12 protein-coding genes are annotated in these 18,706 nt (G+C 39.3%); 6 read left to right on the top strand and 6 right to left on the bottom strand.

Annotated features, from left to right (window positions below; genetic code table 11):
- The first annotated feature begins 4 nt into the window (after positions 1 to 4).
- On the top strand, positions 5 to 2,443 hold the full coding sequence (locus tag F1325_RS00440; protein ID WP_109373419.1) for a bifunctional aspartate kinase/homoserine dehydrogenase II: 2,439 nt from the start codon (positions 5 to 7) through the stop codon (positions 2,441 to 2,443).
- A gap of 932 nt (positions 2,444 to 3,375) precedes the next feature.
- Entirely contained in the window at positions 3,376 to 6,012 is a 2,637-nt protein-coding gene (gene ppc / locus F1325_RS00445; protein WP_160229874.1) for a phosphoenolpyruvate carboxylase, read from the top strand.
- 82 nt (positions 6,013 to 6,094) lie between these two features.
- Here the strand turns inward: ppc and phrB are convergent, their stop codons facing one another.
- Complete coding sequence (gene phrB / locus F1325_RS00450; protein WP_160229875.1) at positions 6,095 to 7,522, bottom strand: deoxyribodipyrimidine photo-lyase; 1,428 nt, start codon at positions 7,520 to 7,522, stop codon at positions 6,095 to 6,097.
- A gap of 10 nt (positions 7,523 to 7,532) precedes the next feature.
- Entirely contained in the window at positions 7,533 to 9,035 is a 1,503-nt protein-coding gene (gene proP / locus F1325_RS00455; RefSeq protein WP_160229876.1) for a glycine betaine/L-proline transporter ProP, read from the bottom strand.
- A gap of 709 nt (positions 9,036 to 9,744) precedes the next feature.
- Here proP and F1325_RS00460 point away from each other — a divergent pair.
- Entirely contained in the window at positions 9,745 to 10,758 is a 1,014-nt protein-coding gene (locus F1325_RS00460) for a LysR substrate-binding domain-containing protein (RefSeq protein ID WP_109373424.1), read from the top strand.
- A 61-nt stretch (positions 10,759 to 10,819) separates the two neighbouring features.
- On the opposite strand, the gene F1325_RS00465 is transcribed toward F1325_RS00460, so the two are convergent.
- Genes F1325_RS00465 through F1325_RS00475 form a run of 3 tightly spaced genes read right to left on the bottom strand, consistent with a single transcriptional unit; the run spans position 10,820 to position 13,265 of the window.
- Entirely contained in the window at positions 10,820 to 11,998 is a 1,179-nt protein-coding gene (locus F1325_RS00465) for a M20 metallopeptidase family protein (protein ID WP_109373425.1), read from the bottom strand.
- Positions 11,998 to 12,447, bottom strand: a complete 450-nt coding sequence (locus F1325_RS00470) for a hypothetical protein (protein ID WP_109373426.1) — start codon at positions 12,445 to 12,447, stop codon at positions 11,998 to 12,000. The genes F1325_RS00465 and F1325_RS00470 overlap by 1 nt, the downstream gene beginning before the upstream one ends.
- Positions 12,444 to 13,265 carry a DUF3100 domain-containing protein gene (locus F1325_RS00475; RefSeq protein ID WP_023583450.1) on the bottom strand — a complete coding sequence of 274 codons (822 nt, stop codon included), beginning with the start codon at positions 13,263 to 13,265 and terminating at the stop codon, positions 12,444 to 12,446. The genes F1325_RS00470 and F1325_RS00475 overlap by 4 nt, the downstream gene beginning before the upstream one ends.
- Before the next feature lie 567 nt (positions 13,266 to 13,832).
- Here F1325_RS00475 and poxB point away from each other — a divergent pair.
- Complete coding sequence (poxB, locus tag F1325_RS00480) at positions 13,833 to 15,557, top strand: ubiquinone-dependent pyruvate dehydrogenase (RefSeq protein ID WP_109373428.1); 1,725 nt, start codon at positions 13,833 to 13,835, stop codon at positions 15,555 to 15,557.
- Between the two features lie 62 nt (positions 15,558 to 15,619).
- On the opposite strand, the gene argE is transcribed toward poxB, so the two are convergent.
- A complete protein-coding gene (gene argE, locus F1325_RS00485) occupies positions 15,620 to 16,783 on the bottom strand; it encodes an acetylornithine deacetylase (RefSeq protein WP_160229877.1) in 1,164 nt (387 codons plus the stop codon).
- Between the two features lie 100 nt (positions 16,784 to 16,883).
- Between argE and argC the strand changes: the two genes are divergently transcribed.
- On the top strand, positions 16,884 to 17,888 hold the full coding sequence (gene argC, locus F1325_RS00490) for an N-acetyl-gamma-glutamyl-phosphate reductase (RefSeq protein ID WP_109373430.1): 1,005 nt from the start codon (positions 16,884 to 16,886) through the stop codon (positions 17,886 to 17,888).
- Positions 17,889 to 17,908: 20 nt separating this feature from the next.
- Positions 17,909 to 18,682 carry an acetylglutamate kinase gene (argB, locus tag F1325_RS00495; protein ID WP_160229878.1) on the top strand — a complete coding sequence of 258 codons (774 nt, stop codon included), beginning with the start codon at positions 17,909 to 17,911 and terminating at the stop codon, positions 18,680 to 18,682.
- Positions 18,683 to 18,706: the final 24 nt, after the last annotated feature.

Here is an 18,706-nt window from a genome sequence, read left to right on the forward strand (position 1 = left end):
GATCATGAGCGTAGTGGCGATTAAACAACAGGCGGAGCCGATTTGCCGTCAGTTACATAAATTCGGTGGTAGCAGTCTTGCGGACATAAAATGTTATCAACGTGTCGTGAATATCATGACGAACTATAGCCAACCTAATGACCTAATGGTGGTTTCTGCGGCGGGCTCTACGACGAATCAGTTGATTAGCTGGCTAAAGCTTAGCCAAAGTGATCGTATTTCTGCCCATCAAGTTCAACAAACGTTGCGCCGTTACCAGTTATCTTTAATTGAAGGGTTACTTTCAAAAGAGAATGCAGAATTACTTTCTCAAGCCTTTATTGCTGATCTTGAACGCTTAAGTTATTTGTTAGATAAACCTATTACAGACGCAACTTATGCAGAAGTTGTCGGCCACGGTGAAATTTGGTCTGCAAGATTAATGGCGAATTTACTTACAGAGCAAGGTTTACCTAGTGTGTGGTTAGATGCGCGTGAGTTCTTGTGTGCTGAAAGAGCGGCTCAGCCACAAGTCAACGAAACGTTATCTCGGCCATTACTACAATCACTATTAGCTAAACATCCTGAAAGCCGTTTTGTTGTAACTGGTTTTATTAGTCGCAATCAACAAGGTGAAACGGTCTTATTAGGTCGTAACGGTAGTGACTACTCTGCAACACAAGTGGGGGCTTTAGCCGATGTTGGTAAAGTTACAATTTGGAGTGATGTTGCGGGTGTTTATAGTGCAGATCCTCGCAAAGTAAAAGATGCTTGTTTATTACCCTTGTTGCGTTTAGATGAAGCGAGTGAATTGGCTCGATTAGCCGCCCCAGTTTTACATACGCGTACACTTCAACCCGTTTCAGGCAGTAATATTGATTTACAACTTCGTTGTAGCTATCAACCAGAGCAAGGATCAACACGTATAGAACGTGTGTTGGCATCAGGAACGGGTGCTAAAATAGTGACTAGCCATGATGATGTTTGTTTGATTGAGCTCCAACTCACATCACATCAAAATTTCGAACAAGTGGCGAAAGAGGTTGATGAATTACTTAAGCGTGCACAAATTCGTCCTTTAGCTACTGGTGTGGATAAAGACAGTCAACTTTTACAACTTTGCTATACCAGTGAAGTGGCTAATAGTGCATTGGACGTGCTACAAGATGCAGTTTTACCGGGTAAATTACATTTACGAGAAGGCTTCTCATTAGTGGCTTTAGTGGGTGCGGGTGTTTGTAAAAATCCTCTGCATTGTCATCGTTTTTATCAACAACTTAAAGACCAACCAGTTGAATTTATTTGGCATGCGGAAGATAACATCAGTTTAGTTGCGGTATTACGTAATTATACTGAGCACTTGCTGCAAGGTTTGCATCAAACATTATTTAGAGCTGAAAAACAAATTGGCTTAGTGCTGTTTGGTAAAGGGAATATTGGTTCACGTTGGTTAGAATTGTTTGCTCGTGAACAAGAGCCTTTATCAGCACGCAGTGATTTTGAATTTATCCTTGCGGGTGTGGTCGATAGCCGTCGCAGTTTGCTGGACTACCAAGGGATTAATCCTAGTCGCGCTTTGGCGTTCTTTGATGACGAAGCAACTGAACATACGGAAGAGTCACTCTATCTTTGGATGAGAGCACATCCTTATGATGATTTAGTGGTGGTTGATATTACTGCCAATGAGTCTCTTGCCGCTTCTTATGAAGATTTTGCTAGCTACGGTTTTCATGTTATCAGTGCAAATAAGATTGCTGGCTCGGCTTCAAGTGTACGCTATCGTGCCACACGAGATGCGTTTTCTAAAACAGGTCGCCATTGGTTATATAACGCTACAGTGGGTGCGGGTTTACCTATTAATCATACGGTGCGTGATCTGCGTGAAAGTGGTGACACTATTTTATCCATTAGCGGTATTTTCTCTGGCACACTTTCTTGGTTATTTTTGCAATTTGATGGCACAGTTCCTTTCAGTGAGCTGGTGGAACAAGCTTGGCAACAAGGATTAACAGAGCCTGATCCACGAATTGATTTATCAGGGCAAGATGTAATGCGTAAACTGGTTATTCTTGCTCGTGAAGCAGGTTATGACATCGAGCCAGAGCAGGTGCGCGTTGAATCTTTAGTACCTGTGCAAGCTGAAACTGGTTCGCTAGAAGAATTTTTTGATAACAGTGCGCTGATTAATGAACAAATGGCACAACGATTAGCTGCTGCAAATGAAATGGACATGGTATTACGTTATATCGCCCGTTTTGATGCTAATGGTAAAGCAAAAGTCGGTGTTGAAGCCGTGAGAAAAGATCATCCCCTCGCTTCGCTATTACCAGGGGATAATTTATTTGCGATTGAAAGTCGTTGGTATCGTGATAATCCGCTTGTGATCAGAGGGCCGGGAGCTGGCAGAGATGTGACCGCAGGCGCAATTCAGTCAGATTTAAACCGTCTTTCTCAATTACTGTAATTTAATTATTTCTTTTTTATAAAGGTTATCAGCGGGTTATTTTCTGCTGATAACCTTTTGTCATTTTTGTGTCATATCACCCAATTTTTTTAATTTTTTTGGCTATACTTAATTTATCTCTAGTCACAAAGGAGCGATTGATGTCAAAGGTAGTAAGACAGATTGTCCCACTAAGAAATGAAATGACGGAGGTGAACCATCAAGCTAAAGAGAACTTTTGTCAGTAGCTCATGATGTGAAATTTAAGCGTCTTGAGTGGAAGTTGAAGTGGAAGTTGAAGCATGGTTACAACGTGTTAGAACGTTATTTAGAGTACAATTCGATTAACCACATTATTTACAACAGACAACTTAACTTACTGAAAGAACAATTCGTTATTCTTAATTTAAAGCGCTGATATTCAGCGCTTTATTCGTTTTTATCTTATGAAAATTTTAATCGGAAAATTTAATCGAGTAAAAATGTAAAAGAGAAGAAAAATAAGGAATAAAATAGAGACATGAGTTATAGCCCACCTGTGAAATAAGCTGAAAATCAAAAAATAGACCAGACAAATTATCAATATTAAAAAAAATCATCTAAATTTACTGCCAGATAAACCCTCACGTATCTTGCCCTTTCTAGTAAAAAACGCTTCTTAGTCGATAAGAAACAAAAATATGTCCTTATTTTTGGCAAAATTGAGCCAAAACAACATGAATATTAGCCATTCTTATAACACTAAAGCCGTAATTAAATTTCAGAAAAATCCCCCAAACCGATTATTTTCTGATATGAATAGTAGGCTAAGTAAAAAAAGCAGTGTGGCTTATCACAAAAATCAAAATAAAGTCACATCAGAAATGAAAGTTAATTACACAACTGGGAGGACATGACTTTTCTAATAGGAAGAAGCATGTTGTTACCGCCACAAAGACAAGGTCAGGAGTCTTATGAATCAACAATATTCTGCTATGCGTAGCAATGTCAGTATGCTTGGCAAGCTACTTGGAGATACGATAAAAGAAGCACTCGGTGAAGAAATTTTAGATAAGGTTGAATCTATTCGAAAATTATCTAAATCGTCACGAGCAGGTAATGAAGTTCAGCGACAAAAACTGTTGTTGACGTTACAAAATCTCTCTAATGATGAATTATTACCTGTTGCTAGAGCATTTAATCAATTCTTAAACCTGACGAACGTGGCAGAACAATACCATAGCATTTCGCCTCATGGCGAAGCGGCTAGCAATCCTGTGGCATTGGCAAAACTGATCACCCGACTAAAAGATAAGAATTTTACCGACGAGCAATTAAAAGAAGCCGTAGAGCAAATCTCTATTGAGCTGGTATTAACGGCACACCCAACCGAAATTGCACGTCGCACACTTATTCATAAGCTGGTTGAGGTGAATACCTGTTTATCTCAACTGGATCACGATGATTTAGCGGATTACGAACGTACTAATATTATGCGCCGTCTGCGCCAGTTAGTGGCTCAATCATGGCATACTGACGAAATTAGAAAAATTCGCCCAACCCCAATCGATGAAGCAAAATGGGGCTTTGCGGTTGTTGAAAATAGCTTATGGGAAGGTGTTCCTGCTTTTTTACGTGAATTTAATGAGCAGCTTAGAGAGTCCATTGATTACAACTTACCAGTAGAAGCTTCTCCTATTCGTTTTACCTCATGGATGGGCGGTGACCGTGATGGTAACCCAAATGTGACGGCTGAAATCACACGCCATGCTTTACTATTAAGCCGTTGGAAAGCCGCTGATTTATTCTTAAATGATATTCAAGTCCTTGTTTCAGAACTTTCAATGACAGAAAGTACACCTGAACTGCGTGAATTAGCGGGTGGTGCTGAAGTTGCAGAACCTTATCGTGAAATTGCTAAACAATTGCGTACACGCTTACAAGTGACTCGCGATTATCTAGAGCAACGCATTAAAGGGTTGCAGTCGTTACCGCCAGAAGGCTTATTGATTGATAATGAAGAACTTTGGGAGCCGTTATACGCGTGTTATCAATCATTAACTCAATGTGGTATGCGCATTATTGCCAATGGGCAACTGTTAGATACATTACGCCGTATTCGTTGTTTTGGCTTACAACTGGTGAAACTGGATATTCGCCAAGAAAGCACCAATCACACTGAAGCACTCTCTGAATTAACACAATATTTAGAGCTTGGTGATTATGCAAATTGGTCTGAAGAGCAAAAACAAACTTTCTTACTTGAAGAATTAAATTCTAAACGCCCATTGATCCCAACAAATTGGCAGCCAAGTGCAGCGACTCAAGAAGTATTTGAAACTTGTCGTGTCATTGCACAATCACCTAAAGATTCTATTGCCTCTTATGTGATTTCAATGGCAAAAGTGCCTTCTGATGTATTAGCGGTAAAACTATTACTGAAAGAAGCTGGTGCGAATATTCGCTTACCTGTTGCTCCTTTATTTGAAACGCTTGAAGACTTAAATAACGCTGAAAGCGTAATGACCCGTTTGTTTAATATCCCTTGGTATCGTGATCTAATTGATGACAAACAAATGGTGATGATTGGCTATTCAGACTCAGCAAAAGATGCGGGTGTGATGGCGGCATCATGGGCGCAATATCGTGCTCAAGATGCATTAATCAAACTCTGTGAAAAATCAGGCGTAACATTAACACTATTCCATGGACGTGGCGGTACGATTGGTCGTGGCGGTGCGCCAGCACATGCAGCATTACTTTCTCAACCACCAGGAAGTTTAAAAGGGGGGCTGCGTGTGACGGAACAAGGCGAAATGATCCGCTTTAAGTTCGGATTACCACAAGTCACAATCAGCAGTCTTGCTCACTATGCGGGTGCAATCTTAGAAGCCAATTTATTGCCACCACCAGAGCCAAAAGCGCCTTGGATTGAGGTTATGGATTCTTTGTCTGACGTTTCTTGTGCCATGTATCGTGACTATGTGCGAGGGCAAGAAGACTTTGTTCCTTACTTTAGAGCAGCAACGCCAGAAGGCGAATTGGGTAAACTACCATTAGGCTCTCGTCCTGCAAAACGTCGTCTTACCGGTGGGGTTGAAACCTTGCGTGCTATTCCGTGGATCTTCGCATGGACTCAAAACCGCTTAATGTTACCTGCTTGGTTGGGTGCTGGTGCCGCATTACAACATGAAATCGATAGCGGAAAACAAGCGGTATTAGACGATATGTGTGAGAACTGGCCGTTCTTTAATACACGTATTGCGATGTTGGAAATGGTGTACGCTAAAGCGGATTTATGGTTAGCGGAATATTACGATCAACGTTTAGTTGAAGAGCGTTTATGGCCACTAGGAGCTAAATTACGTCAGCAACTTTCTGATGATATTAAGAGTGTTTTGGCAATATCAAAAGATGAACACTTAATGGCAGATTTGCCATGGGTTGCTGAATCTATTGCACTACGTAATGTATATACCGATCCATTAAACGTACTTCAGGCTGAGTTGTTACAGCGCTCTCGCACACATAGCGAGTCAGATCCTCGTATTGAACAGGCGCTAATGGTTACTATTGCGGGTATTGCTGCGGGTATGCGTAATACAGGCTAGCGTCATCAGTATTTAGCAATAAAAACAGCGCTTAATAAAAGCGCTGTTTTTTGTTTTTTATCTCTTATCTCTGATATTGGTTTTATTTTTTTGCTTCTTCATAAGACTCAATAGCTCTTATTCGTGCTTTTGCGTGATCAACTATGGGTAATGGGTAATCGAGAGAATTATTGGTTTTTGCTGCCCACTCATGAGGTGTATGAATATAGCGATTCGGCACATTGGCGAGTTCAGGAAGCCAATGGCGGATAAATTCACCATCAGGATCGAACTTACGACCTTGGGTAGTAGGATTAAAAATTCGAAAATAAGGTACGGCATCAGTTCCTGTTGATGCAGCCCACTGCCAACCCCCATTATTTGATGCGAAATCACCATCAATCAGTTGTGACATAAAATAACGCTCACCCCAACGCCAATCAATTAATAAGTCTTTGATAAGAAAACTTGCCGTGAGCATACGTAAGCGATTATGCATCCAACCTGTTTGATTAAGCTGTCGCATCGCAGCATCAATAATAGGAAATCCCGTAGCGCCTTGAGTCCAAGCATTAAATTCATCTTGGTTGTTACGCCAATTGATTTTTTCTGTCCAAAGCTGAAAAGCAATGTGTTTGCATAAATTGGGATTTGCCACAATTAAGTGTTGGTAAAATTCTCGCCAAATAAGTTCATTAAACCAAACAAATGCACCTGATGTGTTGTTTTCTAAGAAATCAGGTTCAGTTTGATAAAGGCGATTAAAACATTGCCGAATAGACAGTAATCCAATCGAAAGATAGGGGGATAATCGACTTGTACCATCAACTGCGGGAATGTCTCGCCATTTTGCATAATGTGGGACGCTTTCATAACAGAATTGCTTTAAGCGTTTAAGTGCCTCTTCTTCAGTAGAGATAAAAGAGGGCAAGCTTGTATTTTCAAGTGAAAATAGTGGTGCTTTTAAAGGTGATACCGCTTTTTGATGTGTCCTGATCTCTGGGATAGGTAACGAAGCGTTATTTTGTGAAAAAAAGAGCCGAAGGAATGCATTTCTAAAGGGAGTAAAAACTTTATACATCTCCCCTTGTTGGGTGACTACATTACCTGGTGGAATAAACACATTGTCATGATAAGCATAAACGGTTGTCTTATTCTTCAGTAACTCAGTGACCTTTTCATCACGACGTTGTTCATTAAGGGCATATTGGTGATTGAAAAAAAGGGCAGTGGCTTGATGCTGTTGGCAATACTCAGCCACTTTATCGGCTGCATTTGAATAAGTATCGCTAATCACGATTGTCAGTGGAATATTGAGTTTTGCCAGTGATATTGAAAGATCCAGCAAAGCATTATGAATGAACGCCTGACATGATAAAGCCATATTGTGGGTTTTCCATTGTTCAGGCGTTACGGTGAAAAGAGCATGCACCTGTGCTTGTTTATCTTGGCAAGCGTTAAAGAGTGCTTTGTTATCCGTCACTCTTAAATCATTACGAAACCAGACCAAATGAACAGAAGACGGGTGCATGTGACCTCTCTTAATCTAATTTAGGATGTTGATCGATAAGCGTTTGGCGTTTTTTCTGTAATGCCTCAATTTCAGCTTCAATATCTTCAACACGTTGCTCGATATTATCATAATGCTCAGACAGAATTTCTTTTGCCTCTGATCTATCTGATGCCGCAGGTGTTGCACCTCGTAAAGGTTTATTTGCGGTTTCAATCATCTTAATCCCTGTGATCAAACCGACAACGGCGACAATCATCAGATAATAAGCAGGCATATATAAGTCACCAGTTGCTTCAACTAACCATGCCGCTGCCGTTGGTGTTGCACCTGCCACTAATACAGAAATATTAAATGCAATAGCTAATGCACTATAACGAATATGCGTTGGGAATATGGCAGGTAAAATAGACGCCATTACTCCAGTAAAACAGTTGAGTAGAACCGCAAGAATTAATAATCCTAAGAAAATTAAACCGATTTCATCACTGTTAATCATCATAAACGCAGGGTAAGCAAGAATAAACAACCCAATACTACCACCGATAACAAACGGTTTACGGCCAATTTTATCACTGAGTAAGCCGATCACAGGCTGTACAAATAACATCCCTATCATAATCGCGATAATGATCAGTACACCGTGATCTGCCGAATAATTTAAGTTATGAGATAAATAACTCGGCATATACGTTAATAACATATAGTAGGTCACGTTAGTGGCAATCACTAAACCCACGCAGACGGTCAAACTTTTCCAATATTTTGAGGCGATTTCGCGTAATGAAATACGAGGTGGATTTTCGATAGATTTACGGTCATCGCTGTTCATTTCATCAACATGTTGTTGGAATGCTGGCGTTTCTTCTAAAGCATGACGTAAATATAAGCCAATAAGACCTAATGGTAATGCTAAGAAGAACGGGATACGCCATCCCCACTCATGGAATGCTGTTTCTCCAAGAGTAGTAGAAATCAGTACAACAACACCTGCACCCAGAACAAAACCAGCAATAGAACCGAAGTCTAACCAGCTTCCCATAAATCCACGTTTACGGTCTGGTGAGTATTCAGCAACGAAAATCGCCGCTCCTGAATATTCACCACCAATGGAGAAACCTTGTGCTAATTTAGCGAGTAATAATAAAACTGGAGCCCAGATCCCAATAGTTTCATAAGCAGGGATCAGACCAATGGCAAACGTACTGAGCGCCATAATAATGATGGTGACAGATAACACTTTCTGACGACCAAATTTATCCCCTAGCATCCCAAACACAATGCCACCTAATGGCCTTACAAGGAAAGGTACAGAGAATGTGGCAAGGGCAGCAATCATCTGCACACCTGGAGATGCGCCAGGGAAAAACACTTGACCTAAAACATAAGCGAGGAAGCCGTAGACACCGAAGTCGAACCATTCCATGGCATTACCTAACGCCGCAGCAGTAATGGCTTTTTTCAGCTTACTATCATCAATAATTGTTATATCATTGATTTGTAATGGTTTATTTCTTTTCTTCTTCATTTTCATATTAAGTGACCTTTTATTAAGGTATTCGTAATTTCTTGTTATTCAATTAATTAAAAGAAATGAAGTGACTATTTGATAGCGAGAAGAGTAAGTAATAAAAATTCACTAAAAAACAGCTTACTTCTACCTATTCTAAATAGTGGTATTAAGCTAATAGATAAGAGAATATTTATTAAGTATAGATGAGATTAAATAAGATTTTAGGAAGTTTTCTTTGTCGTTTTGATATAACAAAACATAGCCTCTAGAATTAAAATGTGATCGTTATCATAACGTAATTCTGCTTTTGTGTAAAATTTGTAGTGTGAGAGGTTTTAAATTTACGTTAAGTAAACTTAAAATATCGAAAAGAAAAATCAAAAAATAAGATCGATTTTTATCATAAATAACAATTGGTTAATCTAATTTGTTGTGTTTTTTGATACAGGCTAACGCATTTATATGAGCATTATGCATAATACAAATACCGAAAGGTAAATAGAAAATAATAACGCCTTATTTTACTTTATTATTCTTTCGAATAGTGAAGATGAAAATGTGGATAATAGAATAGATCTCGCTATTCTTATTATTGATTACATCAAGTTAGTATGACGGGATATCATGACAGAGATATTAAAGATAGCCTCGTCATTCCCCATATTTAGAATAACAACTTATAAATTTAATAATTAACCGCGCATTTGTGCAAATTAACCCAGGTACCTCTATGAACATTAATCAACTGAAAAGCTTTGTTGAAGTCGTGAAAAATAATTTCAACATTACTAATGCGGCTGAAAAACTTTATACCTCACAACCGACAATCAGCAAGCAACTAAAGATATTAGAAGATGAATTAAGTGTATCGCTGTTTGTACGTAAAAATAATAACTTATTAGCATTAAGCCCGATGGGTAAAGAAGTCCATAAAATTGCTTGTGATATTCTTGGGCAAGTTGACCGAATCAAAAGCATTGTGGCGGAAGAAGATCGTAATAAAAAAGTCGATTTACATATTGCGACAACGCATACGCAAATTCGTTATTCATTGCCGAATGTGATTGATCACTTTCGTCGCTATTACCCCAATATTTCTCTACATTTTCATCAAGGCGCACCGGCTCAATTAGCGGAAATGGTTAAAAATGGCGATGTGGATTTTGCGATTGCCACAGAATCTATGCACCTTTATGAAGATTTAATTACACTGCCTTGTTACCGCTGGACTCGTAGTTTATTAGTCCCTTATGACCATCCTCTTGCTTTATTGAAAGACGATGAGCTGGTTACCATCGAGCAGATGGCAGAGTATCCACTGATTACTTATGTTTTTGGTTTTACAAGAGGATCTAAATTAGACAAGGTATTTTATAAAAATAATCTTAAGCCTAATGTGGCGTTAACTGCGACGGATACAGAGATTATTAAATACTATGTTAAGCGACATTTAGGTATCGGCGTTATTGCAGCTGCTTCATATGATGAGACAGAAGATGGTGGCGCACTAAAATGTATTAATATCGATCATTTAGTGCAACCGAGTTATACCCATATTTGTGTCAGTAAACATACCCATATGAAAGATTATATGCATGAGTTTATTTCTCTCTATGCGCCCCATATTGATAGAAATATTATTCAGATGCCAGAGCAGTGGGAAACACAATGGCACAGTAAAGAGGTCTATCAGGGATTGCCTGATTTGCGTTCTGTGAATATTAATAATATCGCGACAGAATAAAAGTAATAATAAAGCCCGTTTTGCGGGGGCAATAACGGGCTTAGGCAGAACAAGAGAAAGATTAGCGAGTCAGAATATTCACAAAAATCTGAGCACCCACTAATAAACAATCATCATCGACAAAATAAGGATTGGCGTGAAGGTAATTATTAATCCCTTTCGCTTGGTTACCACTTCCTAAGAAGAACATGGCACCCACTTTACCTTTCGTGGCGTTAACCATATAGCTAAAGTCTTCACTGCCTGTCATTGGCTTACCGTTTGATTCAATATTCTCTTCTGGTAAGAATTTACGCATCGCATCTAATAAACGCTGATGTGCAGTTGGATGATTCACAACAGCTGGGTATCCGCTATAGCTTAATGTGGTTTTAAATCCACCAGCCGTACTGCGGGCAACAATTTCGTCGAAGCTGGCTTTCAGTATTTGGTCGGTATTTTCATCCATAGAACGGATAGTACCGCGTGCTTGTACGTGATCAGCTAATGCATTAGGGATTGTTCCCCCATTGATCATGCCACAACCAAATACCGCAGGGCTAAATGGATCCGTCTTTTTCGCAACAACATAATCCATATAGTCAATTAAGCGCGTTGCTTCACGAATGGCATCTAACCCTTTGTGTGGTGTTGAACCATGTGCAGAAACACCATAAACATCTAATGTCCATGCTGAACCATAAGACGACATCACACCATCATTAAAGCGAACACAACCTGTTTCGATAGCGGCATCATTATGAAGTGCGTATGTTTCATCAACGCCTTCCATACAACCCATTTCCACCATTTTTTCAGCGCCAGGTACACGCATATCTTCTTCCGCCATTTGGAAAATAAAGCGGACATTTGACGTCATCTCTTCTTTATTTTCGGCAAGATACTTAGCACTGGTTAATGCCATGGTCATATGGGTATCGTGGCCACAGTTATGCGCACAACCTTGGTGAACTGAACTGTGTTCATTATTGGTTAAGTCTGGCATTTCTAATCCGTCCATATCAGCACGGATAGCAATTAATGGAAATTCAGAATTAACAATTAAGTCTGCTGTGAAACCAGTATATCCATCAAAAGTTTTAATTTTATAACCAAAACTTTCCATTAATTCACGACAGTATTTAGATGTTTTATATTCTTCACCTGATAGCTCAGGTATTTTGTGCAGGTCTTGTCGTGTTTTTTTACTAAAGTCATTTAATTGAAAGAGTTTTTCACTGACATTATAAATATTATTCATTAGATAACTCCCTGGATACTAAATCCAATTTGCGCGACGATTGATGCTCCAAAGAAACAACAAGTTGAAACAATCATGAAAATAAGAATAACTTTCCATGACATTTTCTTAAGTTCTTCTAATTGACCACCAACAGATAAACCCGCAAATGCTAATAAAGGAACACAACAAGATAAGAAAGAAACTTTACCAATAGAACTAATAAAGAAATCTCTTACCGGAGTTTCGGGTAAACAAATAAGTATCCCGATAATTGTTGCATAAGCAAATGTGGGTAAAGATGAAGGTAAATAATGTTTTGCAACGAGTGAAATAAATACCACTAATGACATAGCAATAAAGCTATCCCACATTGCATAAAGAGCGATCCCTGATGTTAATGTTTGAGTAAACATTGCCAGTAAAATAGCAACGAATACAAACTTCATATCAATAATTATATTTTTCATGCAGTTTTGCCTCTGGTGAAAATTTTATAAATTTTTTCTGAAAGAGGTAAACCTAAATAGGTTAATGACAGTGCGCCTAATGCGGAAGATAATAAATTAGATGCAGCGGCAACACTTAATACTTGCTGTGCTAATGCTTCATCAAGACCATTAATTAATGCACCTGATGCAGCACTTAACATTGAACCAGAACCGACACCAGAGCCTGCTGCAAGAGCAAGTGGATGTAATCCAGTTAGTGGAGCAATACTACCTAATACGCTAAACCATAAAGTACCGATAACAGAACCACATAAATAAATGGCTAATACACCAATATATTCTTGAGAGCCTGTACCAAATTTACCTTGGATAACAGCGATAGACGGTTCACGGCTAATAGATGAACAGGCACCAATTGCACGACGACCAAATCCAAATTTAATGGCTAATGGAACCGCAATTAATACTGGTAATAAGTTACCGAGTTCCTGAACAAATAAAGGAATACCGACACTTAAAATCATTTTAATATTAGGAACAATCATTCCCGCATATTGCGTACCTAAAATAAGTAGGCTGAAACCTACCATTTTACCGCAGAAGCCTTCTTCTTTTTCTGTGAATAATTTACCCCATACTTTAATTTTTTTACGGGTAAATCCAGCAGATATACACATACCAATAATTACAGCAAATAGCATTGGTAAAATAGGTATTACCGCAATGCCAATCTTAATTTCTTTTTTACCAATGACATATTGTGAAATAAAAATTAAGAAAAGGACTGCAAGAATACTAATAAAGAAAACCTTTATCGGACTTCTACTTTTGTCCATCCGTTAATCTCCGTTGAAAAATAATCAGGCTTTATTCTAGAGGACAAAAAGCAAAAGGTAGCGTGACCAATGTCATGTTTATTTCATACCTCTTTTTCATGGTGCATGAAATAATACAATGGTGATAAATTTATTAACAAATAGGAGAAAGTTAAATTTTTTAATAAAGACAGTGAGTAAGGCTGAAATGAGTCAGCTTAATTGTTAATAAAAATGTGAAGAGAAAAATCATAATTAAAAATTATTTTAATTATTAAAATAATACTATAAGAAAGTATTGTCTATAATTTAATAAAGAATAATACGTTATTAATGAGATGTATTCTTATTTGATGCGGTTATTATAAATTTAATGAATGTATTTGGAAGTGATATTTTATTTTTTGTATTTTTGAGGGCTGATTTTATCCCCACAGTGACATTATAGTGATTGGTGTTATTCTTTATATTTGAGTTAGTAAGATAATTTTCTCTGCAAGCTGATGAGGAAGAGAAACAGAATATGGGAAGGAGATAAGTGTAGCTCGCAGAGGCGTAATTCACCCAAAACTGAGGAAAGACATCACCATGAGTAAGCAAACAGTTGCAACTTATATTGCTAAAGTACTCCATAATGCAGGTGTGAAACGTATTTGGGGCGTGACAGGCGATTCTCTCAATGGATTAAGTGATAGCTTGCGAAAGATGGGAACGATTGAGTGGATGGGAACCCGTCATGAAGAAGTCGCGGCTTTTGCCGCAGGAGCAGAAGCGGCAGTTAATGGTCAATTAGCGGTTTGCGCTGGCTCTTGTGGACCAGGAAATTTACATCTTATCAATGGGCTTTTTGATTGCCATCGTAATCATGTTCCAGTGTTAGCCATTGCTGCGCATATTCCTTCTGCTGAAATTGGTAGTAATTACTTTCAAGAAACACATCCTCAAGAACTTTTTCGCGAATGTAGCCATTATTGTGAATTAGTCTCAAACCCAGAGCAGATCCCTCAAGTGCTTGCTATTGCAATGCGAACCGCTATTTTGAAAAAAGGAGTCGCTGTTGTTGTTTTACCGGGAGATGTTGCACTAAAACCAGCCCCAGAAGATGCGCATGAAAACTGGTATCCGTTGCAATCTCCACTCATCATGCCAAATCGTTTCGAAATCGAAAAATTATCCGATGCGCTAAATAATGCAAAAAATATCACTTTAATGTGCGGTGCTGGATGTGCTCAGGCTCGCGACGAAGTGATTAAACTGGCTCAAACATTAAAAGCCCCTGTTGTACACGCATTGCGAGGGAAAGAGTACATTGAGTGGAAAAATCCCTATAGTGTAGGAATGACAGGATTAATTGGTTTTTCATCGGGTTATCATGCGATGGAAAATGCTGATACGTTAGTGTTATTAGGTACGCAATTCCCTTATCGTGCATTTTATCCATCAAAAGCCAATATTATTCAAATTGATATTAATCCAAGTAGCCTTGGTTCGCATTGCCATGTCGATATGGCGATGATTGGCGATATTAAAGCCACACTCAATGCGATACAGCCTCGTTTAAAAGAGAAAACAGATACCACTCATCTTGATGCTTCACTGAAACATTATGCTAAAGCACGAGAAGATCTGGATGCACTTGCACAACCGAGTGAACGTGAGCTTATTCATCCACAATATTTGGCTCGTCGATTAAGTGAACTGGCAAATGATGATGCTATTTTTACTTGTGACGTAGGGACACCAACAGTATGGGCAGCACGTTATGTGGGCATGAATGGAAAACGTCGTTTACTGGGCTCGTTTAATCACGGCTCTATGGCAAATGCGATGGCTCAAGCCATTGGTGCACAGGCGTTAGATAGAAAGCGTCAAGTTGTGGCAATGTGTGGTGATGGTGGATTTACCATGCTAATGGGTGATTTTATCTCATTAGCTCAAATGAATTTACCCGTCAAAGTGATTATTTTTAATAACAGTGTATTAGGCTTTGTCGCGATGGAAATGAAAGCGGGTGGTTATTTAACCGATGGTACGGATTTACATAATCCAGATTTCGCGGCTATTGCTAATGCATCTGGTATCAAAGGCATTCGAGTAGAAAAAGGTGAAGATCTGGATAATGCACTTAAAGAAGCCTTTGAACATGATGGCCCTGTGATTGTGGATGTGGTAACTGCCAAACAAGAGCTTTCAATGCCTCCTGAAGTGAAGTTTGAACAAGCAAAAGGGTTTAGCCTGTATATGATGAAAGCGATTATTAATGGTCGAGGAGATGAGATTGTTCAACTTGCCAAGACTAATTGGTTACGCTAGTTATTAAGTCAGATTGAAGATAAATAACCCTATCAAAATAAATCGATAGGGTTATTTTATTATTATTGGGCTTTCTCTGTTAAACAGAAGTTTTCAATTAATTGCCCCATTAATTCACGAGTCGGCTCAATAAATGCCATATCAATAAATTCATCAGGTTGATGTGCTTGCTCAATAGAACCTGGGCCTAAAACTAAGGTAGGGCAGAGATCTTGAATAAACGGCGCTTCGGTACAGTAATTCACAGTTTGCGCTTTCTCACCCAATAGTTTTTCGATCACGGCAACCATTTTATGATCGGTTGGGCACTCATAACCCGGAATAGGATCGTGTAATGCCTCAACACTTAAACGACCCGGCCAACGTGCTTTGACTGGCGCTAATGTTTCGTGAAGTAAATCATCCAAGTCTTGCAGTGTTAATCCCGGTAATGGGCGAATATCCATATGTAATTCACAGCAAGCACAAATTCTATTTGCTGCATCACCGCCATTAATATAACCAAAGTTCATTGTTGGATAAGGGATAACAAACGCAGGGTTGTTATAGCGAGTTTTTAACGTATCGCGCAGTGTACTAAGGTGAGTAATAGACTCATGCATCAGTTCTATCGCGTTCACTCCTTTTTCTGGATCACTAGAATGCCCTGATTGCCCAGTAATGCGTATTGCATTTGATAAATGCCCTTTATGAGCACGAATAGGCTTTAACGATGTAGGTTCGCCAATAATGGCAAAATCAGGGCGGATTGCTGTATTAGCGGCAAAATAACGCGCCCCTGCCATAGAGGTTTCTTCATCAGCGGTAGCAAGTATATAAAGTGGATGCGTTAGTGTTTTAGTATCCACGTCACGTAATGCGTCAAGAATAAAGGCAAAAAAGCCTTTCATATCCGCTGTACCTAAACCGTATAACTTATTTTCTTTTTCTGTCAGCGTAAAAGGATCTTGCGTCCAACGGCCTTCATCAAACGGCACAGTGTCAGTATGACCACAGAGTAATAATCCGCCTTTCCCCGCCCCTAATGTTGCGAGAAGGTTAAATTTGCCTCGCGTTTCGGGTACAGGTTGAATTTCAATTGAAAAACCTAATGTTTCCAACCAATTAGCAAGCAGGTTAATCAATGCTTCGTTGCTTTGATCGTTTTTAGCGTCTGTTGCACTGATAGAGGGAGTTGCAATTAATTGACGATAAATCTCAATAAATGTAGGTAATTTAATATTCACTGTTGACAGCCTTTCTTCATAATAGTATCAATATTCATGCACTTTTTTTGAATAAAAATACATTAATCGGTTTGTGTTCATAGTACAAGGTAAGAATGACATGTTAAATACTCTGATTGTAGGAGCAAGTGGTTACACTGGCGCTGAATTAGCCGCCTATCTTCAGCAGCATCCTCATGTGAATTTGAGCAGACTGATGGTATCAGCTCAAAGCGCAGATGCAGGAAAGTGCTTTTCCGAACTTCATCCACAATATCGTGGTTTAGTAGATCTCCCACTAGAGCCGATGGTTGATGTGGCTAAAGCTGTTGAAAATATTGATATCGTTTTTTTAGCAACAGCACATGAAGTCAGCCATGACATTGCCCCTATTTTTCTAGAGCAAGGTTGCGTGGTGTTCGACTTATCTGGCGCCTATCGAGTACAAAACAAGCATTTTTATCAACAATACTATGGATTCGAGCATAAGAATACTGATTGGTTATCACAGGCAGTTTATGGGTTAGCTGAATGGAATGCCGACATTATTAGTCAGGCTCAATTAATTGCAGTGCCGGGTTGTTATCCAACAGTGTCTCAGTTGTCTCTAAAACCGCTTGTGGAAGCGGGACTTTTAGATACAGCACAGTGGCCAGTGATTAATGCCACCAGCGGTGTGAGTGGTGCTGGTAGAAAAGCCTCTTTAACCAGTAGCTTTTGCGAAGTGAGCTTGCAACCTTATGGCGTGTTTACGCATCGCCATCAACCTGAAATTGCAACACATCTGGGTATTGATGTCATTTTTACACCTCATCTGGGTAATTTTGCCAGAGGGATCTTAGCCACTATCACCTGTAAGTTAAAAGTGGGTGTGACACAAGAGGATGTAAGAGAAGTCTTTGAAGATGCTTATCAAGATAAACCATTAGTGCGTGTTTATGAAAAAGGGTTACCTGCATTAAAAGCCGTTGTAGGAACTGCATTCTGTGATATCGGATTTGCTCAACAAGGTGAACATCTGATTGTGGTCGGTGTTGAAGATAACTTGTTGAAAGGGGCTGCTGCACAAGCGGTGCAATGTATGAACATTCGGTTTGGTTTCGCTGAAACCGAATCACTTATTTAAATAATGAGTAGGGAAGTTTCATGGAACCATTAATTATCAAACTGGGTGGTGTGCTCCTTGATAGTGAAGAAGCGTTAACGCGGTTTTTCACTGCATTACAACAGTATCGTTCAACACATTCTCGCCCCTTAGTCATCGTACATGGTGGTGGCTGTTTGGTGGATGAATTGATGGGTAAATTTCAATTGCCTGTGGTGAAAAAGCAGGGGCTTCGTGTCACACCGGCTGATCAGATAGACATCATCACAGGAGCACTTGCCGGAAGTGCCAATAAAACCTTGCTATCGTGGGCAACTAAGTTTGGGCTTAATGGTGTGGGGCTTTCTTTGGGTGATGGACAATTAGCTAAAGTCACTCAAATCAATGAAGAGCTAGGTCATGTAGGAAATGCAAATCCCGGCTCTCCTGATTTACTCAATTTATTATTGGGTGCCGGCTATCTACCTATTATCAGTTCTATCGGTATGACTGAAAAAGGTGAACTGATGAATGTGAATGCTGATCAAGCGGCAACCGCTATCGCTGAAACGTTAGGTGCTGATTTAGTGTTGCTTTCAGACGTCAGTGGCATTTTAGATGGTAAAGGCCAGAAGATAGCTGAGATGTCAGCAGAAAAAGCACAGACATTAATCGATCAAGGCATTATCACTGACGGCATGATAGTGAAAGTAAACGCGGCATTGGAAGCGGCTAAAACGTTAGGACGACCAGTTGAAATTGCAAGTTGGCGCCATGCTGAAAAACTAACGGCTCTGTTTAATGGTGTTGCAGTCGGAACCCGTATTTTAGCTTAAAAATCTTTCTAGAAACCTTATCGC

The organism is Proteus columbae (genome assembly GCF_009914335.1).
Lineage (GTDB): Bacteria > Pseudomonadota > Gammaproteobacteria > Enterobacterales > Enterobacteriaceae > Proteus.